This is a genomic window from Nocardia pseudovaccinii, from assembly GCF_050942345.1.
Lineage (GTDB): Bacteria > Actinomycetota > Actinomycetes > Mycobacteriales > Mycobacteriaceae > Nocardia > Nocardia pseudovaccinii.
The window spans coordinates 6,027,503-6,049,165 of record NZ_CP192074.1 but is presented as its reverse complement, the minus strand read 5'-3'; the positions used below and the strand labels follow the sequence as shown (position 1 = coordinate 6,049,165).

Sequence of the window (21,663 nt, the reverse complement as noted above, 5' to 3'; positions counted from 1 at the left end):
TCATTTGTCGGCCAGCCAGTTTCCGTGGAATCCGTAGGGGACCCGAGCGGGTAGATGGATGGTCGCCACTGGTGGCGCGGCCAACTCGGACGCGTCGACGATGACGAGATCGCTCCGATCGGTGTCGGCGTTGTAGACGTAGGTCATGAGATAGCCGTCGCCGCCGGGGCGGTCGTCCGCGGGTGCGAAGGCGGCCTCGGCCGGAATACGGCCCGGACCGAATTCGTGTGCCGTGCTGGTGCCGGTGTGCAGGTCGTAGCGCAGTAGTGCGCCGCTGTCCCCGGCGACGGTGGCGTGGCCGAAGCGGGAATCCAGACCGGCGAGCCGGTCGTCGATGCGCGGGAATTCGGCGTCGCGATCGTCGAGCTGTTCTTCGGCGACGGTGCCGGTGGCCAGATCGATGGTCCAGCGCCAGAGTGAGGCGTGCTCCGGAAGGTGCGCATCCTGCCGCCACAGACTCGGATAGCGGATCACGTGCAGCACGATCCGGCCGGGCTCATCGTGGGCATTGAGGGTGTGGAAGACGTAGCACGGATCGATCGGGAACCACCGGATCGCGCCGTGCGGGTCGTCACGACGCAGCACCCCGAGCCGGGCCTGGTAATCGTCGCGCCACCGGAACGGCATGCCGCCACCAGATTTCGCGGTCTCGAGATCGAAAACCACTGGCAGATCCATGAATACGACATGGGTGGCGGTGAGGTTGAAGTCGTGGTGCATGGTCGCGGCGGGCACCTGGATCGGGCGACTGACCAGTAGATTGCCTGTGGCGTCCGCGCGGTGGTAGGTCAGATAGGGGGCGGTGAAGTCGTAACCGAAGAAGTGCAGTTCGCCGGTGGTGGGGCATTGTTACCGGTTGGCGCGGTTCTGGGTTGAATACATCGAGGTTGCGTTGTTGTCGGGGTAGGGCCGTAGTGTGCGAGGTGGTGGACGACGGTGAGATCACTGATGATCCAGTGCACGACATGACCGACGTGCTGGATTCGTTCTGCATGTCTCTACGGTTGGCATGCGGTACGGGAACCGGGCGCGTAAGGATTTAGCGGTGGCGGGGGAGGATGTGTGAGTCATAAGCAGGGATACCGTGTCGAACTCGCGCCCGATGCGGAGCAGGTGGCCGCGATGGGTAGTCATTGCGGCCTGTCGCGAGTGGTGGAGAACTTCTGTCTCGAGATCGTGCTGAAAAAGTGGGCGCAGCGTAAGGCGGAGGAATCGTACGGGCTCACCGGCGATGAATTGACCGAAGTGCCGTGGACGGCACCGGCGTTGGAGCGGGAATGGCGGGCCGCTCACCCGGAGCGGTATCGGTGGTTCACCGAAAACAAGATGTCCTCGCGGGTGCCCAAGGAAGCCTGCCGGGTCCGTGCCGCCGGATTCGCCAACTACCTGAAGTCTAAGAAGGGACAGCGCAAGGGCGCCCGCGTGGGGTTTCCATCCTGGCGGAAACGTAAGCACGGCAGCCGCTTCCGCTATGACGCCGACCGTGCCGAGCCTGTTGATCCCCGGACTGTGCGGCTGCCGGGCATCGGTCATGTGGCAACCCGTGAGGACATGTCCTGGCTCACCGGCCGGTTGACGGCAGGAGCAGCTCGCATCCTCGGTGCGACCGTTCGGGAACAGGGCGGGCGTTGGTGGATCGCCTTCCAACTCGAGGTGGACCGTGACGAGATAAACACACGCCGCCGCGCGCCCGAGCAGTCACCCCAATGCGGAATCGACCTCGGGCTCACAACCTTTGCCGTCATCATCAACGACGACGGCACTACCGAGGAGATCCACGCACCCAAGCCGTTGAAAGCCGCACAGCGTGCCCTGTCGCGCACCAACCGAAAACTGTCTCGCTGTCTGGAGGATTCGAAGAACCGTGGCAAGGCGCGCGAGCGCGTCGCGCGACTGCATCTGCGGGTCGCGCACCGGCGCCGCGATTTTCTGCACAAGACCACCACGCGGCTGGCGAGAACCAAGTCGGCCATCGCGGTGGAGACATTGAATGTCAAAGGGATGATCCGTAATCGGCGGCTGGCGCGCGCGGTGACTGACGCCGGGTTCGGTGAGTTCGTTCGTCAGCTCTCCTACAAGGCCGACTGGTACGGGACCATGCTGTGGAAGGCCGACCGCTGGTTCCCGTCGTCGAAGACTTGCGGGGCTTGCAGTCGGATCAACCGCAATCTGGTCCTGGCTGACCGCACGTGGGTTTGTCCCAGCTGTGGCGTCATGCACGAGCGCGACTGTAACGCGGCATCGAACCTACTTACCGCGATGCTTGCCGCCCTCAGTACCGAGATTGAAAGACCCCTCGCCGGGAAGTTCCCCGGAGAGGTGAAACGCCTCGCGGAGACCGTGTAAGACCTCGTCTCCCTCGTGGAGCGGGCTGTGGTCGATGAAGCAGGAAGAATCTCAGTGAGCTAATCGCTGCGATTCACGCAACGGCAAGCGGTTCCACGCGATGAGCCAAGAGTGGGCCGAGTGGGCCATCGGTCAGATCCCGGAGCGCTAGGCCGAATATGTTTCGAATCGGGACTCCGGCCGGTCCTCGAATATGAATATCAGGATGGCCTGCCCGTTAGACAGAGAACTATCTTCACCAATATAGACCTGATCTTGAATGATCTTCATACTCACACTGAAGTGATCGAACGGATCACATGTCGCCAATCCGCCGGATCGACGTACAGGAGTATTGATGAAGATCGGAATTCCCCGCGAGGTCAAAAACCACGAGTACCGGGTCGCGTGCACACCCGCCGGTGCGCACGAGCTGGTTTCGCGCGGACACGAGGTGTACATCGAGGCCGGTGCCGGTCAGGGGTCGGCTTTCGAGGATATGGCGTACGCGGCCGTCGGGGCGCGGGTGCTGAACACTGCCGATGAGGTCTGGGGCGCCGCGGAAATGGTGCTCAAGGTGAAAGAGCCGGTGGCCGAGGAGTATTCGCGCATGCGCGAGGGGCAGCTGCTGTTCACCTACCTGCATCTGGCGGCATCCAAGGAGTGTACCGACGCACTGCTCGACTCGGGAATCACCTCGATCGCCTATGAGACCGTCACCGGTACGGACGGATCGCTGCCGTTGCTCGCGCCGATGAGCGAGGTCGCGGGACGGCTCGCGCCGCAGGCCGGTGCGTATCACCTGATGCGCAGCGGCGGCGGTCGCGGCGTGCTGATGGGCGGTGTGCCGGGTGCGCGTCCGGCGAACGTGGTCGTGCTGGGCGGCGGTGTCTCGGGGAGCAATGCGATCGCCGTCGCGGTCGGCATGCACGCGGACGTGACCGTGCTGGATCTGAATATCGCGCGACTGCGTGCGCTGGACGAGCAGTATCGCGGTCAGGTGCGGACCATCATCTCCAACTCCTTCGAGGTGGAGAGTCTGGTCCGGGAGGCGGATCTGGTGATCGGTGCGGTGCTGGTGCCCGGTGCGAAGGCGCCGACGCTGGTGTCCAATGACCTTGTCGCACAGATGAAGCCGGGTTCGGTGCTGGTCGATATCGCCATCGATCAGGGTGGTTGCTTCGCGGATTCGCGACCGACCACCCATGCCGAGCCGACCCATCAGGTGCACAATTCGGTCTTCTACTGCGTCGCCAATATGCCCGGCGCGGTGCCGTACACCTCGACCGTCGCACTCACCAATGCCACACTGCCGTACGCGATTTCGCTCGCCGAGCGCGGCTGGCGCGATGCGTGCGCCGCGGATCCGGGCCTGGCCGCCGGTCTGAGCACGCACCGCGGCCACCTGCTGTCCGAATCCGTTGCGGCGGCACACGATTACGCCGCCGAGAGGCTGGCCGCCTAGGGGATGGCCGCCGGGCGGGGCGGGTGAGCTAAGTCATCGGACTGGTTCGTGGGCGCACGTGCTCGAAGATGAGGATCGTCTCGGTGGAGGCGACCGCGGGATGTGCGCTCAGATGTTCCAGTACGAAGACCCGGAGTCCCTCGCTGTCGGCCGTGGCGACATGGATCAGATAGTCGTCGGCACCCGCGATGAAGTACACGTTCAGCACTTCGTCGAGTACGGCCAATTGCTCCCCGAACTCGGCGAGGTGCGGACGTGCGTTGGCATGCACGCGGACCGCGATCATGGCCTGTAGATTCCGGCCGAGCGCCGCCGGATCGATATCGGCGTGGAATCCGCGAATCACGCCGCGCTCCACCAGCGACCGCACCCGCCCCAGGCAGGTCGACGGTGCGATCCCCGCGACATCGGCGAGCGCGCTGTTGGTCATGCGCCCGTCGCGTGCGAGCTGATCGAGCAGTATCCGGTCGATATCGTCCAACTGCACCGCCGGACGAGGCGTGGTCCGCACTGCACCGACCGCAGGCCCGATCGGTGAATCAATCTTCCTCACCAGGCCAACTGTATCGAAGATCATTCGATCCAGGGCCGGTCATTGCGTTAGGATCGTCGCGTGGATATCTATTGGCATGCTGTTACGCCGCCGCCGTGCGCCTGATCGGGCGCACCTGCTGAATTTCTGATTCGCGGTCCGGGCTGTTCCAGAGGGCAGTCTCGAGGTGATGTCGTGCGCCCGTTTCGAATCCCTGTCGAATTCGATGACGGAAGTGCATGGCCTTGTCTGATATCAAATCTTTTGTTGCGGTTGAACATTCGGGTGTCGGGGCGTTAAGTGGTCCGGTTCCCATCCTGACCGCGGCGGTGCTGTGGGGGACCACCGGAACCACCAGTTCACTGGCTCCCGCGGGTGCGCCCGCGGCGGCGATCGGATCTGCCGGGTTGGTGCTCGGTGGGCTGTTGTTGTTCTTGTCCACCGGTACGCGGTTGCGGTGCACGCGCGGCGAGTGGTGGTTGGTTGTCGTCGGGGCGTTGGCCGTGGCGGGGTATCCAGTGACCTTCTATCCGGCCGTGGCGCGGACGGGCGTTGCCGTCGCCACCGTGATAGCCCTCGGTAGTGCGCCGGTTTTCGCCGGGTTACTGGCCTGGGTTGCCGGGCAGGGCAAACCGACCCGGCGGTGGGCCGGTGCCACCGCGGCGGCGGTAGCCGGCTGTGCTGTCCTCGTGCTCGGGCCCGAAATGACCGGCGGGACAGCACCGGTCGATCTGTTCGGCATCGTGCTCGCCGCATTCGGCGGACTCACCTACGCCGTCTATTCACTGATCGGCGGCAGGCTCATCGCGCACGGCCATTCGTCGAATGCGGTGATGGGCACGATGTTCGGCATCAGCGGATTGCTGGTGCTGCCGGTTGTGTTGTGCACCAACACATCCTGGCTGCGCACCGGTCGCGGCATCGCGGTGGCGCTGCATCTGGCGGTGTTCACCACCTTCGTCGCCTACCGCCTGTTCGGTTACGGTCTGCGGCATACGACCGCGCAGGTGGCGACGACATTGACGCTCGCCGAACCCGCCGTGGCTGCGGTACTCGGTGTGGTCGTGGTCGGTGAGCGGTTGCCGATCGCGTCGTGGTGCGGGCTTGCGGTGCTGGCACTCGGGCTCGCGTTTCTGACGCTCGGCGCGCGCGACCGCTGACGGCGGGGTCCTCGACGCCTACCGATTCGCTTGGGCCAGTGCGGATTCGGCGGCGTCGAGCACCTGGCCGAAGGAGTAGAGGATCACCGGTTCGGCAAGTACACGGGTGAACCATGCGGCGGCGAAGGGCAGGCGCGCTTCGGCGGTGGTGGTCCAACTGACCCGCGTGCCGCCGTCGACCTCGGTGAAGGTCAGTCGGCCGCCCTCGTGGCGCGACGCCGGAATACTGCGCTCGACGAGGTAGCTGAATTCGTGCGGTGCGTCGTAGCCGGTGATGCGTTCGCGGAACCAGCCGATGCCCCAGGTCAGGATTCGGACGGCGCCGAGCCCGTACGGCGCCGTCTCACCCTGCTGGATCAGGCGCTCGCGCAGCACAATTCGTGCCTTGGTGTAGTTGCTCGCGTCGGTCAGCCAGTCGAAGACATCGTCGATCGGCGCCGCAATGACGCGCTCGATTGTCATGGTTTCCATGAATGCCCCTCCCGCTCGTCTACTACATGTGATAGTAGTACGCCGTGGGGCGGGATGCCAGGCCTTACTGACCCGGGGCGGGCGCTTTGGCGCGCAACACCTCCAAGAATGCGCGCATCCACTGCGGATGGTCCGGCCAGGCGCGACCCGTCACGATATTGCCGTCGACATGGGCCGGACTGTCTTCCCATTGTGCGCCAACGGCATTCAGGTCCGGCGCCAATGCCGGATAGGCGCTCGACGAGCGACCGTTCAGCGCGCCGACGGCAAGGAGAATCAGCGGACCATGGCACAGCGCCGCGATCGGTTTGTCCTCGGCCACGAAATGTTCGACGACCCTGCGGCACTCCGCATCGCCGCGCAAATACTCCGGCGCTCGTCCGCCGGGCAGTACCAGCGCCGCGTACCGACTCGGATCGACATCGGCCAGCGCGATATCGGCGGGCCAGGTGTGTCCGGGTTTCTCGGTATAGGTATCGAAACCGTCGACGAAGTCGTGCACGACGAACTGCAGCTTCTTGGCGGTGGGGGCGGCAACCTGGACCTCGTACCCCTCCTCGAGCAGCCGCTGGTAGGGGTACATGACCTCCAGGTCTTCGGCCGCGTCTCCGGTGATCAGCAATACGCTTGTCACGGCACATCACCTCCGGTGCGAATTTTATCGACAATGGCAGCGGAGGCAGGGGCTTTCGAGTTATGCGAGACGGGGGTGCGGGCGGATCTGTTCGAGTTGGGCGGCAACGGACAGGATGGTGGTCTCACCATTCGCCGGTCCCACCAGTTGGACCGCCAGCGGGAGCCCATCGCTGGCCATGCCCGCGGGAAGTGAGGCGGCGGGATGCCCGGTCACATTCCAGAATCCGGTGAAGGCGACCATGGGGACCGAGGCGAGTTGTGCGCGGACCGGGTTCGCATTGTCGAGGACGCCGACCCGCGGCGGACGGTGCGCAATGCTGGGGGTCAGCAGCAGGTCGCACCTGTCGAAAATGCGATCGGCCTTGTGCGCCAAGGCTTCACCGCGACGTATGGCCCATTCGACGACCGGTCGGCGAGCCCAGGAACCGAGCATCAGGTTTTGGCGAGTGCGGCGTTCGAGCCGTTCCGGATGATCGACGAGCGGGATCTCGGCGTGCACGCCCCCGTAGAACTGCGGATAGAAGGCGGACGTGAAATCGGGATAGTCCGGATCGACCTCGGTGACCGTATGACCGAGTTGGGCGAGGAGTTCGGCGGTGTCGTGCACCGCGCGCACATGTTCGGGAACTGCCTTCGCGAGCATCGTCTGTGATTTCGTGGTGTAGCCGATGCGCAGTTTGGTCGGTGTACGCCGGGCGGCCTCCTCGAACGACAGCTCCGGATCGGGGGCGCGGAAACGGTCGGCCGGTGTGGCGCCGCGGATGACGTCGTAGACGATCGCCGAATCCAGCACGCTTCGGGTGAGCGGGCCGAGGACGCCCAATGCCCACCACAAATGTTCGTTCGGTGCGGTCGGCACCCGTCCGCGCTGGGCTTTCAGGCCGAAGAGTCCACAGCAGGCGGCGGGAATCCGGATCGAGCCGCCGCCGTCACCGCCGAGCGCGGCGGGCACCAGCCCCGCCGCGACCGCCGCGGCGGAACCACCGCTGGAGCCGCCGGCCGAGCGGGTCATGTCCCACGGATTGCGGGTCAGCCCGTAGGTGGTGGATTCGGTGTAGGGCCACTGTCCGAACTCCGGCATGGTGGTCTTGCCGACGATGACCGCACCCGCCGCACGCAACCGCCGCACCACCTCGGCGTCGGTGACCGCCGGGGTGAGGTTGGCGCGGGTGCCGAAGGTGGTCGGGACGCCCGCCACGTCGATCTCGTCCTTCACCGCGATCGGGACGCCGTGCAGCGGTCCGCGCTCAGCGACGTCCAGTCGATCCCGTTCGACGGCTTCGGCGACGGCCTGCTCATGTTGGACGCTGGTGAAGGCATTGAGCTCGCCCGCCTGGTCGATCCCGTCGAGGGTCGCCTCGATCAGTTCACGGGCTGTCAACACCCCTTGATCCAGCAGCTGTCGCTGCTCCCACACACCCGCGGACACGACCTCGCGAAGATCCATCTCTACCGCTCCCTCCGACCCACACGTCGTGTCGATGCGAGCTGCGAGCACTCGCCGAGCTGGCGTGACCTGTGGAATCAGTCATTGATCCGAGCACCCGACAGTAGATAGTCAACTGACCATTCCGCAATCGATACGGGCCGCACGAGCGCTGGGTTCAATGTTGCAAGTAACAATATTTCTGAACGCTACAACCAGGGCACCCCGGCTCGCAGCAACACATTGGCGTACGGCCGGGCCTCACCGGTGCGCACCACGAACCGACAGGCCCCGATGCGCTCTTTGAAGTCGTCGTGGTCGAGCAGCTCCGCGTTCAGGCGGCCGCTGAGCAAGGCCGCGGCTTTCGGATTCTGGTCCGCGACGTCACGGCTACCCCAAGCGGCTTCGACGGTGACCTCGTCGAGGATAAGGTCGAGGATCGGCTCGAACCGGGGGAATCCGTAGCTGATGCCCAGGTCGATGACGGGGACGCCGACGGGGGTCGGCAGACCGGAGTCGCTGACGGCGAAGAGGTCGGTATGGCGCAGCGCCGTGAGCGCGGCGAGCAATTCGGCGTGAATGAGTCCGCTGGTGCGCAAGGTTCGGTTCCTTCTCGAAGAGGGTCAGACAAGTGACCGGGCCACGGGGATGGCCGCGAGCGCCGTGACGATCTGGTCCCCGGTGGGGTAGGAGGCGTGGGTTCCCGGCGTCTGGACGGCGAGCGCGCCGGCCGCGGTGGCGTAGGCCACTGCGCCGCCCAGCGGCATGCCATCGGCGAGCGCGGTGGCCAGTGCACCGACGAAAGCATCGCCCGCGCCCGTGGAATCCACCGAATTCACCTGTGGCGCAGCCTGATATCCACCCGCGACCGGTGCCGGAACATCGCAGCGGTGCGCCCAGACCGACCCGGCGGCGCCCAAGGTGGCGACGACGGATTCGACCCCGCGCAGGCATAGAGAACGGGCCAGGTGGAATGCCTGTTCGGGTGTCCGCGCGGTGGTTCCGGTCAGTGCCGACAGTTCGGATTCGTTGACGATCAGCGGGTGGCAGCGGCGCAGCAGTTCATCCGGCAGCGCCGTCGCCGGCGCGGCATTGAGGACGAACCGGCGCGCCCGCCGCGCGGCCCATTCGACCACGTTCGGCGGCACTTCCAACTGTGCGACAACGACTTCGGCCGACCGCAGCAAGTCGGCCTCGGCCATGGTGTCGAGTTCGGGTTCGGGTTCCCAGCGGAAGTTGGCGCCGGGATCGACCACGATCTGGTTCTCGCCGTCGGCGACGGTGATATAGGCCGTGCCGGTTCGCGCATCCCGTACCTCACGCAGCGCGGTGAGCTCGACACCGTATTCGCGCAACGATTTCCGCAATCCGGGATCGGCGTCACGACCGATTCTGCCGATGAATTCGACCCGTCCGCCCGCTCGTGCCGCCGCGACGGCCTGATTGGAACCCTTGCCGCCCAGATTGGTTCGCGAGCGCAGTGCCAGCACGGTTTCGCCGGGCTGTGGCAGCTGCTCCACCTCACAGACGATGTCCTGGTTGACCGAGCCGAGGACGACAACCGTCACGACTCGGCTCCGTTCGCGGTGGCCTCCATATTGCCGGGTGCGGCACCGGTGATCAGTGCGACCAGCCGGTCACCGTCCACCTCGTCGATCCGATGTGCCGCAACGGATCTGCCGCGCCGCAGCACCACCACGTTGTCACAGATCCGCATGACCTGCGCCAGATCGTGGCTGATGATCAAGACGGTGATCCCGCGCTCGCGCAGGCCGCGCACCAACTTCTCGACCGCCGCGGTCTCCCGCACGCCGAGTGCGGCGGTCGGCTCGTCCATGATCACCATGGATTTGCCCCAGGCCACCGCGCGGGCGATGGCGATGCTCTGACGTTGACCGCCGCTCATCCGGCGCACGGTGGTGCGCACCGAGGGCACATCGACATCCAGATCGCGCATGATCTCACCGCTGCGGGCGATCATCGCCCTGCGGTTGACGATGCCGAGCGGATATACCAACTCGCGGTTGAGAAACAGGTTCTGCCACACGGCCAGATCATCGATGAGGGCGAGATCCTGATACACGGTCTCGATGCCCATCTTGCGCGCGTCCTCCGGCGAGCGCAGGCGCACCGGTTCTCCTTTGAACAGGATCTGCCCGGTATCCGGTGTCTGCACGCCGGTCAGGCAGCGCACCAATGTCGACTTGCCCGCGCCGTTATCGCCGACCAGCGCGGTGACCTCGCCCTCGGGGATCGTGAGCGAGACCCCGGCCAGCGCCCGCACCGAGTCGAAGGACTTGGTGAGCTCGCGCGCTTCTAGCAATGGAATCGTCATGTCGTGGTTCTACTTTCGGAAGCGGGCGATCCCGGCGGCCAGCAGCAGCACCGCGCCGACGGCGACCGGCTGGTAGTACTGCGAGATGCCGAGAATGGTGAACCCGTTGATCAGCGAGGTGAACAGCACCGCACCGCAGACGGTGCCGAGCACCGACGCCTTGCCGCCGGACAGTGACGAACCGCCGAGCACCACCGCGGCGATCGAGCTCAGCAGGTAGGTGGTCTGCAGCGACGGATCCGCGCCGCCGTTGCGGGCGACCAGCATGACACCGGCAATGCCGCACAGCAATCCGGACATGGCATAGGCGAACAGCCGGATGCGGTTCACCGAGATACCGGTGTCGCGCGCGGCCTCGAGTCGTCCGCCGGTGGCGAGCAGGTGGGTGCCGATCCGGGTGCGGAAGATAATGCCCGCTACGACCAGTGCGGCGAGCAGTGCCAGCAGCCAGAACCAGCGCACCGGTCCGATGCCGTCGAGTGCGAGCCGTTGCAGGAAGCGGGAACTCACGGCCTCGGTATTGCCGTGCGTCAGCAGCAGGGTGATGCCGTTGAGCACGCTCAGCATGCCGAGTGTGACGACGAAATCGGTCATGTGCAGTCGACCGACCAGCACACCGTTGACGACGCCGACCGCCAGTCCACTGAGGATCGCGGCCCCGATGGCGACCGCCATCGGGTAGCCGTGGCTGGCCAGATAGCCGAGAACGGCTGCCGCCCATGGCAAGTTGGCGCCGACCGACAGATCGATGCCGCCGACGGTGATCGCGAACTGCTGACCGAGCGCGAGCACGGTGAGGATGGTCGAGGCGACCAGCAGATCGCCGATATTGTCCGCCGTCAGGAAGTTCGGGGTGGCGATGAAGAACGCCACCCACAAAACGACCAGGGCGAGCGGTGCCGCGAATTCGGCGACCTTGGCGAGGATCTCCGTGCGCCCCTCACGCGCGCGGAGTTCTTCGGTTGCCTCTGCGGTCACTTGTTCAGCAGCCCTTCCACCGGGTTGTCGAAGGCGACGATCGGACGCGGGAACGCCGCGATCTGCTGCTCGACATTGTCCTTGCCGATGAAGGCGATGGGGGAGACCACGCGCTCGGGCAGCTTCTTGCCCTGGTGCTGGGCCAGGCAGCTCTGCACCGCGAGTTGTCCTTCGGCATACGGGTATTGGGTCACCGTGCCGGTCAGGGTGCCCGCCTTGACGGCGTCGAGGGCGGCCTGGATGCCGTCGACGGAGATCACCTTGATCTGACCGGTCCGGCCCGCGTTCTTGATCGCCTGCGCGGCGCCGAGGCCCATGGTGTCGTTGGCGGCGAAGATGCCGGTGATATCCGGATGCGCCTTCAGGATCGCCTCGGTGACCTGCAGCCCCTTGTCCTGTTCGTAGTCGGCGGGCGCCTTCTGGACGATCTCCAGCTTGCCCGTGATCGCTTCGGTGAAGCCCTGATCACGGTTGATGCCGTTCTGCTCGCCCGCGATGCCCTGCAGGATCGCGACCTTTCCGGTGCCGCCGAGCGCCTCGAGCATCTTCTGCCCGGCGATCCGGCCCGCATCGAGATTGTCCGAACCGATGAAGCTCGCATACGACACACCAGCCTGCGCGGAGGCCTTCGCGTCGATCTGGGTGTCGAGATCGAGGATCGGAATGTTCTTGCGCGCCACCGGCGTCAGCGGGGTGATCACATTCGTGGCATTGACCGGCACCACGCCGAAGCAGTCGTAACCCTGCGCGGCCAGGGTGGAGATCTGGGCGTTCTCACCGTCGGCGTCCGTCTCGGACTGCCCGGCCTGCACCGTGACCTTCACCCCGAGCTTCTGTCCCTCCGCGAGGGCACCGTCGCGCAACGCAGCCCAGTAGGGGTTGGTGAAGTTCCGGGTGACGATCGCGATCTTGAAGTCGCCGTCGCTCCCGTCCTGTCCACCGCGACCGCAGGCAGCGGCAGCAAGCGCGCCGATGAGGACAAGCGGCGCCATTGCACGCCTGAATCGAGCATTCATCGTGAGTTCGACCTATCCATCTCAGGTATCAACTCGTGTTGATCAACGCGAGTTGATGAGTAGTGTGTGACCCGAGTCACCGGCTGTCAAGTACTTGTGCGGAGTGCTTGGATGGACGGTCGGAGCAAGGAGAGATTTCGGATGGCAGTCACACGAGCCGACGTGGCGCGGCTGGCCGGCACGTCACCGGCGCTGGTGAGCTATGTGCTCAATGGCGGACCGCGGCAGGTCGCGCCCGCGACCAAGGCCCGCATCGAGGCCGCCATCGCCGAACTCGGCTACCGGCCCAATATGTCCGCGCGCAGCCTGCGCATGAACCGCGGACATGCGCTGGGCATGGTGATTCCGGACGGCGCGAACCCGTTCTTCGCCGAACTCTCGGCGGTCATCGAGGCGGCCGCCTTCGCGCGGGGGTACCCGCTGTTCGTCGGCAATGCCGCCGGTGACCCCGAACGCGAACGCGCTTATGTGCGCACCTTCATCGATCGCAGAGTCGAAGGGCTGCTTGCGATTTCGTCGTCCTGGGAGACCGGCGTCGCCGACGCCTGCGAGGAGGCGGGCATGGTGCTGGTGGCGCTGGACCGCGTCATCGATCCGGCGCGTTGCGCGCACGTCATGTGCGATTCGGTCGCGGGCGCGGAACAGGCCGTCGCCCATCTCATCGGCCACGGCCACCGCGAAATCGCCTGCCTGAGCGGCCCGCACGTATCCACGGCCGAAGACCGCGTACAGGGTTACCGAAATGCATTGGCGGCCGCCGGACTTGCCGAAAGACGCATCGTGCGAACGGATTTCGGCGGCGCCGCAGGCTACCGGGCACTGACCGACCTCATGGCCGACTCGCCCCGCCCCACAGCGATTTTCGTCACCAGCGACCTGCAGGCAATGGGTATGCTCCGCGCCGCCTACGATGCCGGGCTACAGGTACCCGATGATCTCGCGGTGGTCGCCTTCGACGGAATCGAATACTCCCGCTACACCCGCCCAGGCCTGACCACCATGGTCCAGCCCACCCGTCTCATGGGCGAGACTGCCATCGACCTGCTGCTACAACAACTCGACGACCACACCGCTCGTCCCGGAGTGGTGAATCTCGAAGCGGTACTACACACCAGAGGTTCGTGCGGCTGCCCCGACGAGTTCTGAAGGCATGGAACCCGTAACCCATCTACTGCCTGAGCATCTGCGCGAAGATGCGGTGACGGCTGGGATGTCTCGGCGCACTGCGCGCTGGCGCCGGACGCACCGATCACCGCAGCGGTGACCAAGCCAGCTGCCCCCGACCAATGGCAGTCGAGTTGCGTGTTTCCATGCCGCCCGGGTTGGCGTTGGGGCTACCCTCCAGCAGCATGGACGAGATCGAACTGCGACCGCCGGTAGTCTCTTCCCGCCGCCATACCGGCCTCATCCTCGATGTCGACGCGTTGAGCGTCGATGACCCCACAGCGCCGGTCTACATCCGCTGCACCGACGGGGCCCGGTTCCGGGTTCCGGATCCGCTTTATGAGTGGGCGACAACCCTGATCGATGCCAACCACCAACACCGCAGCGCGGGCAATCGCTCGATGTTTCCGACCCAGATCGAGTTCGGCACCCACGAGGGCGGCATGTACGCCGAACTGCTGTAGCCAGATCTCCCGCGCCGTCACTGTTTCATCGTCGCGTTGGCCGTCTGATTCAGGCGTTGTCGAGGACGGGATCGCGTCGGTCGTCGGTGATGGTGGTTCGAGTTCGGTTGTGGCTGTAGACGATTCCGGCGACGAGCACGGCGAGCAGGACCGCGGAGGTGCCCCACGTGCCGAAACCGAGACCGCCGCTGTTGTGTGATTTGGACAGCAAGTCACCGACAGTGGCGCCGAGCGGACGGGTGAGGATGAACGCCGACCAGAACAGCAGCACCCCGGACATCCCGGTCAGGTAGTGCGCGATCAGGATGGCAGCCATGATCGCGGCGATCAGGGCGGCGCTGCCCCAGTAGCCGAGACCGGAGCTGTCGGACAGGTAGTCACCGAGTGAGGTGCCGAGAGTGTTGGACAGCAGGATCGCCGCCCAGTACAGCACCTCGGCCCGCGCGGAGGTGATGTCGGTGACGTCGTAACTTTGGCCGGTGAGTTTCCAGATCACGAACACGATTGCCAGTCCGCTGACGAGCAGGGCGGCACCGGTTCCGTAGCCGAGTCCGCCGTCGGTGGAGGTGTCCGAGCCGGGGCCGCGGTTGAGGAGATCGGAGATCGTGGTGCCCGCGGTGCTGGTGGCGGCGATGACCGTCCAGTACAGGGCGGGATGAAAGCGGCGGGCCCGCAGCTGGGTGAGCAGGCTCACCACGAAGATCACCAGGAACAGCGCCGAGGCGGCGGCGTAGCCGAGGTGCAGGGTGTGCGCGAGCAGATCGCCGCCGGTTTCCCCGAGGGTGGTGGCGGCGATTTTCAGGATCCAGAACAGGGCGGTGATCTGCGGAAGCTTGTAGCCGGCGTGGGTGGTGGCCGAACTCATGCGCAATATCCCTTTCTCGGTGGCGGCGCCTGGGTGATCGGTTAGGGAGTGTGCCGGGTCGTCGCTGAGAGCATGCTGAGACCGTTGCGGGGCGATGGCGTGTATGGGGATCGGCGATGTGGGATGGTCGATGATGGGGGTGTGGATCGGTTCGCGAGGTGGATGGCGCCGTCGAGGTGGGGGCTGCGGATCCGTTCGGCGATCGCGGCGGCGTTGATGGTGGGCCTGGTGCTGGGGGTGGCGGCCGCGGTGATGGCGTGGTTGTTGCATCGTTCGCTGGTCGGTGACCTCGATACCGCCGCGGCGACTCGTGTCGGTGAGGTGTCCGCGGAGCTGATGCGGATGCCGGTGGGCGAACTGCCGGATGCGTTGTTCGACACCGACGGCCGGGTGGCCGGGGTGCAGGTGATCGATCCGCATGGGCGGGTGGTGCGGGCCTCGTCGGGGAAGCTGGCGACACCGTTGACCGAGCTGCCCGTTGCCGATACGCGCGCGGCTGGGCTGCGAGCCGCACGCCGCTACGACGAGGATCTGCGGGTGGCGGCGGGCACTGTCTCGATCGGCGCCGGAACCTACACGGTGCTGGTGGCCGCCGACACCGAATCGGTGGAGCGGACCGTGGCCGTGCTGGCGGTGTTACTGGCGGTGGGCGGGCCCGTGGTGGTAGCCGCAGCTGCGGCCGCGACGTATCTGCTGGTGGGCCGCTCGCTGCGGTCGGTGGACGAGATCCGGGCCCGGGTGGCCGGTATCGAGTCCACGGATCTGTCACGGCGGGTGCCGGTACCGGTAGCGCGCGACGAAATCGCGCAGCTGGCCGAGACCATGAACGACATGCTGGCCCGCGTCGAGGCCGGGCATCTGGCGCAGAAACGGTTCGTCGGCGACGCCTCGCACGAACTGCGCAGCCCACTGGCCACGGTGACCGCGGCGCTGGAACTGGCCCGGGACCGGCCCGAGGTGCTCGACCGCGAGCTCATCACCGTAACGCTGTTACCGGAGGCCGGGCGGATGCTGCACCTGATCGAGGACCTGCTCACCCTCGCCGCAGCCGACGAACACGGACTCGAATTGCGTACCAGCGATGTCGATCTCGACGATCTCGCCGCCGAACTGTCGGCAACGCTGCGATTGCGCGGCACGCTTACCGTCAGCACCCGGATCCATGCGGTGCGGGTCGTCGGCGACCGGGCGCGGTTGCAGCGGGCACTGCGCAACATCGTCGACAACGCCGCCGCACACGCACGGTCGCGGATCGCGATCTGCACCGAGGAACGCGACGGTCGCGCCGTCGTCGTTGTCGACGACGACGGTCCCGGGATCCCGGCCGCCGACCGCGACCGGGTGTTCGGGCGTTTCGTGCGGCTCGACGCCGACCGGGCGCGGTGCACTGGCGGGTCCGGTCTCGGGCTGGCTATTGTCGCCGAAATTGTTGCCGCCCACGGTGGTTCGGTGACCGTCAGCGAATCAGTTTGGGGCGGAGCTCGATTCGTCGTCGACCTGCCCCGAGGCGGGATCGATGAGCCGATACCCGACTCCGCGTAGGGTTTCGATGCTGGTGCGTTCGAACGGTGCGTCGATCTTGCGGCGCAGATAGCCGATGTAGACCTCGACAACGTTCTCCGGGCCCTCGTAGTGGGCGTCCCAGACGTTGCGCAGGATATCGGTCTTGGTGAGCACGGTTCCCTTGTGCCGCAACAGGAATTCCAGCAGCCCGAACTCCCGCGGAGTCAACGCCACGGGGGTGTCGCCGCGACGCACGGCGCGGCGCGCGGGATCGAGCAGCAGATCCCCGGCCGACAGCACCGCGGGCTGCTGGGGTGCACGACGCCGTAGCAGCGCCCGCAGCCGGGCGAAGAGCACGACGAAGGAGAACGGTTTGGTCAGATAGTCGTCGGCTCCCAGATCGAGCGCGTCGACCTGGTCGTAGTCCCCATCCTTGGCGGTCAGCATCAGCACCGGAGTCGTGACGTCCTCGGCGCGCAAGCGGCGCAGCACCTCATAGCCACTGAGCCCGGGCAGCATGATATCGAGGACGATCACGTCGAAACCATCCTCGACCGCCGACCACAGGCCATCGGTGCCGGTCTCGGCGACCTGCACCACGAATCCCTCCAACTCGAGACCGCGGCGCAACGTCTGCGCCAGCAGCGGCTCATCCTCGATCACCAGCACCCGCACCTGTCTCAGCATGCCGCACCCGACCACGCCCGGCGGTAGCGGCGCCGGGCTCTCAACGTTCTCTCAGCAGGGGTGCGCCATCGTCGTGGCATGCCCCCCGAGTCCGTGACCACCCCTCGATCAGCGTCCTACCGGCGATCACCGCTGCCGATCCTCGTCACGGCTGTCGCGCTGGCGACAACGGCGATCGGCCTCACGATCATCGTCGTCCAACAGGGCGGCCCGACCGGCGTGGACGCCACCTGGTTGCACTGGATCGTCGGCCACCGCAACGGCACACTCACCGCGGTGGCTGTGGCGGTCAGCGATTTCGGCGACACCGCCTCCATGGCGGGAATCGCCATCCTCACCTGCGCTGTGCTGGCCTGGTGGCGGCAGTGGCAGAACCTGTTGCTGGTCGCGGGTTCCTCGGCGGGTGCGGCCGTGCTGGTCATCGTCGGCAAGCAACTGGTCGGGCGGGCGCGTCCACCGGCGGTCGATCACCTCGTGGTGGAGACCAACCAGTCCTATCCCTCCGGCCACAGCCTCGGCTCGGCCGTCGTTCTCGGTGTCCTGCTCGTCATCGTCCTGCCACACCTGCATCGGCCCGCGCGCCTCGCGGCGGTCAGTGCCGTGAGCTGCGTCGTCGTCGCCATCGGCTTGTCACGGCTGTACCTAGGCGTGCACTGGCCCACCGACATCGCCGCCGGGTGGGTCTTCGGCGGCTGCTGGCTGCGCGTCTGCCTCGTGCCCTACCACACCCTTATCCGGCGATCCGGCGACCGCCACAGCCAAACGGCTCAGCATGCTCTCGCGGATGCCCAGGCAGGGGCACAGTCATGACACCGATCGCCGAAGAACTCCTGTGGAGGGTTCGTGCTGTTGCCCAGACAAATTCGGGAGGCTTACTGATCGACGGTGAGGCCTTTGGCTTCCAGGATCGCGGCCAGGTTCGAGACCTGGATGGGGGTCTCTCCCGTTTTGTAGCGTTCGATGTAGGTGGCCTCGGCGGAGTCACGCTCGCGGGAGGCGGCGATTGCGGATCGGATTTCTTCGCGTCGGATGACGACGACGCCGTCGCAGTCGCCCTTGACGATATCGCCGGGATAGATGACTTGGCCGCCGAAGACGAGGGGCTGGTTGACGGGGCCGAGGGTTTCCTTGACGGTGCCCTCGATGCAGACGTGTTTGGCGAAGACCGGGAATCCGAGTTCGCGGATTTCTCGGGTATCGCGTACGCCGCCGTCGGTGACGAGGGCGGAAATGCCGCGGGCGGCACACGCATTGGCGAGGACGTCGCCGAATTGCCCGGCGGGCTGGTCGCCGGATGCCACGACGAGCACGTCGCCGGGCTGGGCGTAGCTGATCGCGACCTGCAGCATGATGTTGTCGCGGGGATGACAGACGACGGTGAATGCGGATCCGCAGAAGGACATGTCGCGGTCGATGGGTTTGATATCGGAGTCGAGTGCACCCTTGCGGCCTTGGGCCTCATGGATGGTAGCCGCCGAGAAGGCGCCGAGTTCGTCGATGAGTGCGCGGTCGGCGCGGTCGATCTTGGTGGTGACGTGAACCATGGTTTCTCCGTGATGGGGTCGGGATGTGGTCAGCTCAGTGCGGCAACGGCTTTCGCGATTTCGGCGGCGGCGGTGCGCAGTACGTCCTCCGAGGTGGCGAAGGAGATGCGCAGGTATGACGGCGCGCCGTAGGCGGAGCCCTGGATCGTCGCGACCGACGCGGCCTCGAGCAGATACAGCACGATGTCCTGGTCGTCGTGCAGCATTCGTCCGTCCGGTGTCCGCTTGCCGAGGAGTCCGGCGCATCCGATGAACAGGTAGAACGCTCCCTGCGGCCGCACCGGTGCGAGTCCGTCCACGTCGGCGAGCAGGTCGAACATGAGGTCGCGCCGCGCGCGGTAGCTCACGATCGACTCGGCGACGAAGCTCTGGTCGCCGGAAATCGCTTCGGCCGCGGCCGCCTGGCTGATCGAGGACGGGCAGGACGAGCTCTGCGACTGCAATTTGTTGATCGCCGCGATGAGCTGTGGGTGCCCTACTCCGTACCCGACTCGCCAGCCGGTCATCGCATAGGACTTGGACACTCCGTTGACGACGAAGATCTGATCGCGCAGTTGCGGCGCCACGGACAGCAGGCTCGGGGTGCGCTGATCGGTGAAGACGATCTCGTCGTAGATCTCGTCGCACAAGACGCTCACGTGCGGGTGCCGCTCCAGCACAGTGGCGAGTGCCGAGAGTTCCTCCGCGCTGTACACCGCGCCGGTCGGATTGGACGGCCCGTTGAGGATCACCCATTTCGTCGCGGGCGTGATCGCCGCCGCCAATCCTGCTGCGGTGAGCAGGAATCGGTCCGATTCGGGGCAGTCCACGACAACGGGCGTGCCACCGTGCAGGGTGACCATATCCGGATAGGACACCCAGTACGGCGATGGCACGATGACTTGGTCGCCTTCTTCGACCGTCGCCATCAGTGCCATGAAGATGACCTGCTTGGCCCCGCCGCCGACGGTGATCTCGCTGTCGCCGATCGTGATTCCGGTCCGGTCCAGTATCCGCGCCGCGATCGCCTGCCGCAGCTCCGGAATGCCGTTCACCGCGGTGTATTTGGTGAGCCCGGAGTCCATGGCCGTGATCGCCGCGGCTTTCACATGATCGGGGGTGTCGAAATCAGGTTCGCCGACGGTCAGGTCGAGGATCACCCGACCCGACGCGCGTAGCTCGCGAACCCGTTGCGCGGCAGCGGAACTCGGTGATTCCCGCATTCTCTGGGCGCGGACGGCGAGGGCGACAGGGGACATGCTTCCTCCTGGGATCGGCATAGGGTTCAGAACGCCAGCAGCACTTTGGCGGAGGCCGCGGCATCCTTGGCGACGGCGAAGGCCGCCAGCGCATCTCGAACGGGGAACTCGTGGCTGATGACCGGCTCGACGACCAGGCTCCCGTCGGCGAGGGCGTCGAGCACCGCATCGATCTCGTCGTTGAACCGGAACGATCCGACGACCTCGAGTTCGCGCGTGATGACCAGCGACAGCGGTGCGGGCTGAAGTCCGGTGGGCAGTAGCCCGAGCAGCACCACCCGGCCACCTCGGGTGGCGCCGCGAATGGCGGATTCGAGTCCGAAGCGGTTGCCGGAGCATTCGATGACGATGTCGGCGTCCACCGCGGCGATCGTGTCGGTGTCGTCGGCCTTCGTTGTCGTGGTCGCGCCGAGTTCGCGAGCGATGGCCAATGGATAATCGTGGATGTCGACCGCCGTGATGGTGGCAGCACCGGCCCGGCGCAGCACCGATACCACCAGCGCGCCGATCGGGCCGCAACCGATCACCAGTGCGGTCTTTCCCGCCACGTCCCCTGCGCGCGAAACTGCATGCCAGGCAACCGAAGCCGGTTCCGCGACGGCGGCCGTTCGCAGTGAAACACCATCGGGCAGCGGTCGGAGCATCCGGGACGGTATCACTGCGGAACGCGTGAATGCGCCCTGCGTATGGGGGAATTGGGCCGCGCTGCCGAGATAGGTGCACCCGGGTGACAGGTTCGGGCGATCGGCGGGATAGCGCGGGCTGTCACCGCCAGGTGTCGCCGGATGCACCGCCACCCGGGTGCCCGCCCCGGGCCCGCTACCATCCGCAGCCTGCTGGACCACCGTGCCGGCCACCTCGTGTCCGAGCAGCATCGGCGCCTTCAGGATGGATTCACCTGCGGCTCCGTGAGTCCAGTAGTGCAGGTCGGATCCGCAGATGCCGCCGTACGCGATTTCGACGACCGTATCGGATGGACCCGGCGGTGCCAGAGCGATGGCTTCGACGCGGAGATCGCCTGCGGCATACGCCACGACTCCCATTGTGCGAGAAGGTAATTCGGTTGACGACATCGGCGTTCTCAATCCTGTCGCCGGACGAATTCGAGCCCGCCAGGTACCTGGAAGGTGGGTGTGATCTCGATCAGGCCCAGGTTCACATGCCCCGGTGCGTCGATCGCGAATTCGATGGTTTCGGCGATGTCCTTCGTCGTAATGGATTCGTAGCCTTCGTAATAGGTCTCCCAGGCCGCCCGCATAGCCTCGGGTGTGCCGCCGAGATTGCGTCCGAAGATTTCGGTCTCCACCCGGCCGGGGCAGATCTCGGTGACCCGGATGCGCTTTCCGATGACATCGTTGCGGAGCTGGCGCGAGATCTGGTGGATCGCGGCCTTCGTCGCGTGATAGGCCGTGTGGCCGTAGAAGTTGTACAGACCCGCGATGGAGCTGATATTGACGACATGGCCGAGGTCTCGTTCGACCATGCCCGGCATCAGCAGCCGACACAGATGCAGTACGGCACGGAGATTGACATCGACCATGGCATCGACCGATTCCGGTGCTGCGTCGAGGATATTCCCGGTGGCCGATACCCCGGCATTGTTGACCAGGATATCGATTTCGAGGTGGCCGACCGCACTGGTGAGTGCGGCGGTGTCGGTGATATCGACGGCCAGGGGGATCATTCCGGTCCGTGCGGCCACTTCGTCGAGCCGTGCGGCGTCGCGGGCGACGCCGTAGACGGTGAGGCCACGCTTGGTGAGCGTCTCGGTGATCGCGGCACCCATGCCGGTATTGGCTCCGGTGACGAGGGCGGTTCGGTAGTCGTCGAAAGGCATGACACTCCTTGTCTCGG

At 66.0% G+C, this 21,663-nt stretch carries 22 protein-coding genes and 1 pseudogene; 7 read left to right on the top strand and 16 right to left on the bottom strand.

The annotated features are described in order from the left end of the window. A pseudogene (locus ACQPZ2_RS27205) lies at positions 1-834 on the bottom strand (carotenoid oxygenase family protein); the annotation flags it as partial. 228 nt (positions 835-1,062) lie between these two features. Here ACQPZ2_RS27205 and ACQPZ2_RS27200 point away from each other — a divergent pair. Next, a complete protein-coding gene (locus ACQPZ2_RS27200) occupies positions 1,063-2,346 on the top strand; it encodes an RNA-guided endonuclease InsQ/TnpB family protein (protein ID WP_433521050.1) in 1,284 nt (427 codons plus the stop codon). 337 nt (positions 2,347-2,683) lie between these two features. Then, entirely contained in the window at positions 2,684-3,790 is a 1,107-nt protein-coding gene (ald, locus tag ACQPZ2_RS27195; RefSeq protein ID WP_433521049.1) for an alanine dehydrogenase, read from the top strand. Positions 3,791-3,818: 28 nt separating this feature from the next. On the opposite strand, the gene ACQPZ2_RS27190 is transcribed toward ald, so the two are convergent. Next, positions 3,819-4,322 (bottom strand): Lrp/AsnC family transcriptional regulator, encoded by a 504-nt coding sequence (locus ACQPZ2_RS27190; protein ID WP_063038211.1) that lies wholly within the window; start codon positions 4,320-4,322, stop codon positions 3,819-3,821. A 239-nt stretch (positions 4,323-4,561) separates the two neighbouring features. Between ACQPZ2_RS27190 and ACQPZ2_RS27185 the strand changes: the two genes are divergently transcribed. Continuing rightward, the gene (locus tag ACQPZ2_RS27185) at positions 4,562-5,482 is read left to right on the top strand and encodes an EamA family transporter (RefSeq protein WP_433521048.1); all 921 of its coding nucleotides are present in this window, start codon (positions 4,562-4,564) and stop codon (positions 5,480-5,482) included. 18 nt (positions 5,483-5,500) lie between these two features. Here ACQPZ2_RS27185 and ACQPZ2_RS27180 read toward each other — a convergent pair whose 3' ends face one another. The 8 genes from ACQPZ2_RS27180 to ACQPZ2_RS27145 all read right to left on the bottom strand — a co-directional run bounded on the left by ACQPZ2_RS27180 (position 5,501) and on the right by ACQPZ2_RS27145 (position 12,320). Continuing rightward, the gene (locus tag ACQPZ2_RS27180) at positions 5,501-5,953 is read right to left on the bottom strand and encodes an SRPBCC family protein (protein WP_433521047.1); all 453 of its coding nucleotides are present in this window, start codon (positions 5,951-5,953) and stop codon (positions 5,501-5,503) included. A 64-nt stretch (positions 5,954-6,017) separates the two neighbouring features. Then, positions 6,018-6,587, bottom strand: coding sequence for a DJ-1/PfpI family protein (locus tag ACQPZ2_RS27175; protein ID WP_433521046.1), 570 nt, complete (start codon positions 6,585-6,587; stop codon positions 6,018-6,020). A 60-nt stretch (positions 6,588-6,647) separates the two neighbouring features. Further along, positions 6,648-8,036, bottom strand: a complete 1,389-nt coding sequence (locus ACQPZ2_RS27170; protein ID WP_433521045.1) for an amidase — start codon at positions 8,034-8,036, stop codon at positions 6,648-6,650. A 188-nt stretch (positions 8,037-8,224) separates the two neighbouring features. After that, positions 8,225-8,614, bottom strand: a complete 390-nt coding sequence (gene rbsD, locus ACQPZ2_RS27165; RefSeq protein ID WP_433521044.1) for a D-ribose pyranase — start codon at positions 8,612-8,614, stop codon at positions 8,225-8,227. Positions 8,615-8,638: 24 nt separating this feature from the next. Further along, positions 8,639-9,583, bottom strand: coding sequence for a ribokinase (locus ACQPZ2_RS27160; RefSeq protein ID WP_433521043.1), 945 nt, complete (start codon positions 9,581-9,583; stop codon positions 8,639-8,641). Further along, the gene (locus ACQPZ2_RS27155) at positions 9,580-10,350 is read right to left on the bottom strand and encodes an ATP-binding cassette domain-containing protein (RefSeq protein ID WP_433521042.1); all 771 of its coding nucleotides are present in this window, start codon (positions 10,348-10,350) and stop codon (positions 9,580-9,582) included. Before ACQPZ2_RS27155 ends, ACQPZ2_RS27160 begins: the two co-directional genes overlap by 4 nt. Positions 10,351-10,359: 9 nt before the next feature. Beyond that, the gene (locus tag ACQPZ2_RS27150) at positions 10,360-11,328 is read right to left on the bottom strand and encodes an ABC transporter permease (RefSeq protein WP_040689581.1); all 969 of its coding nucleotides are present in this window, start codon (positions 11,326-11,328) and stop codon (positions 10,360-10,362) included. Continuing rightward, positions 11,325-12,320: a sugar ABC transporter substrate-binding protein gene (locus ACQPZ2_RS27145; RefSeq protein WP_245720800.1), complete on the bottom strand. Its 996-nt coding sequence runs from the start codon at positions 12,318-12,320 to the stop codon at positions 11,325-11,327. Before ACQPZ2_RS27145 ends, ACQPZ2_RS27150 begins: the two co-directional genes overlap by 4 nt. Positions 12,321-12,485: 165 nt before the next feature. Here ACQPZ2_RS27145 and ACQPZ2_RS27140 point away from each other — a divergent pair, with 165 nt between their 5' ends. Together ACQPZ2_RS27140 and ACQPZ2_RS27135 are read left to right on the top strand one after the other, a co-directional pair. After that, a complete protein-coding gene (locus ACQPZ2_RS27140) occupies positions 12,486-13,490 on the top strand; it encodes a LacI family DNA-binding transcriptional regulator (protein ID WP_433521041.1) in 1,005 nt (334 codons plus the stop codon). 203 nt (positions 13,491-13,693) lie between these two features. Then, complete coding sequence (locus ACQPZ2_RS27135; protein ID WP_433521040.1) at positions 13,694-13,972, top strand: hypothetical protein; 279 nt, start codon at positions 13,694-13,696, stop codon at positions 13,970-13,972. A 49-nt stretch (positions 13,973-14,021) separates the two neighbouring features. On the opposite strand, the gene ACQPZ2_RS27130 is transcribed toward ACQPZ2_RS27135, so the two are convergent. Next, a complete protein-coding gene (locus ACQPZ2_RS27130; RefSeq protein ID WP_433521039.1) occupies positions 14,022-14,837 on the bottom strand; it encodes a COG4705 family protein in 816 nt (271 codons plus the stop codon). A 123-nt stretch (positions 14,838-14,960) separates the two neighbouring features. On the opposite strand from ACQPZ2_RS27130, the gene ACQPZ2_RS27125 reads away from it, so the two are divergent. After that, positions 14,961-16,379 carry a HAMP domain-containing sensor histidine kinase gene (locus tag ACQPZ2_RS27125; protein WP_433521038.1) on the top strand — a complete coding sequence of 473 codons (1,419 nt, stop codon included), beginning with the start codon at positions 14,961-14,963 and terminating at the stop codon, positions 16,377-16,379. Here ACQPZ2_RS27125 and ACQPZ2_RS27120 read toward each other — a convergent pair. Further along, positions 16,302-17,015, bottom strand: a complete 714-nt coding sequence (locus ACQPZ2_RS27120) for a response regulator transcription factor (RefSeq protein WP_433527535.1) — start codon at positions 17,013-17,015, stop codon at positions 16,302-16,304. The genes ACQPZ2_RS27125 and ACQPZ2_RS27120 overlap by 78 nt on opposite strands. Before the next feature lie 90 nt (positions 17,016-17,105). Between ACQPZ2_RS27120 and ACQPZ2_RS27115 the strand changes: the two genes are divergently transcribed. Then, entirely contained in the window at positions 17,106-17,837 is a 732-nt protein-coding gene (locus ACQPZ2_RS27115) for a phosphatase PAP2 family protein (RefSeq protein ID WP_433521037.1), read from the top strand. A 62-nt stretch (positions 17,838-17,899) separates the two neighbouring features. Here the strand turns inward: ACQPZ2_RS27115 and ACQPZ2_RS27110 are convergent, their stop codons facing one another. The 4 genes from ACQPZ2_RS27110 to ACQPZ2_RS27095 are packed head-to-tail and all read right to left on the bottom strand — an operon-like array spanning position 17,900 to position 21,646. After that, complete coding sequence (locus ACQPZ2_RS27110; RefSeq protein WP_433521036.1) at positions 17,900-18,571, bottom strand: 4-carboxy-4-hydroxy-2-oxoadipate aldolase/oxaloacetate decarboxylase; 672 nt, start codon at positions 18,569-18,571, stop codon at positions 17,900-17,902. Positions 18,572-18,600: 29 nt separating this feature from the next. Beyond that, entirely contained in the window at positions 18,601-19,809 is a 1,209-nt protein-coding gene (locus tag ACQPZ2_RS27105; protein WP_433521035.1) for an aspartate transaminase, read from the bottom strand. A 26-nt stretch (positions 19,810-19,835) separates the two neighbouring features. Next, positions 19,836-20,882: an L-idonate 5-dehydrogenase gene (locus tag ACQPZ2_RS27100; RefSeq protein ID WP_433521034.1), complete on the bottom strand. Its 1,047-nt coding sequence runs from the start codon at positions 20,880-20,882 to the stop codon at positions 19,836-19,838. An 8-nt stretch (positions 20,883-20,890) separates the two neighbouring features. Continuing rightward, a complete protein-coding gene (locus ACQPZ2_RS27095) occupies positions 20,891-21,646 on the bottom strand; it encodes an SDR family oxidoreductase (protein WP_433521033.1) in 756 nt (251 codons plus the stop codon). Between the last annotated feature and the right edge of the window lie 17 nt (positions 21,647-21,663).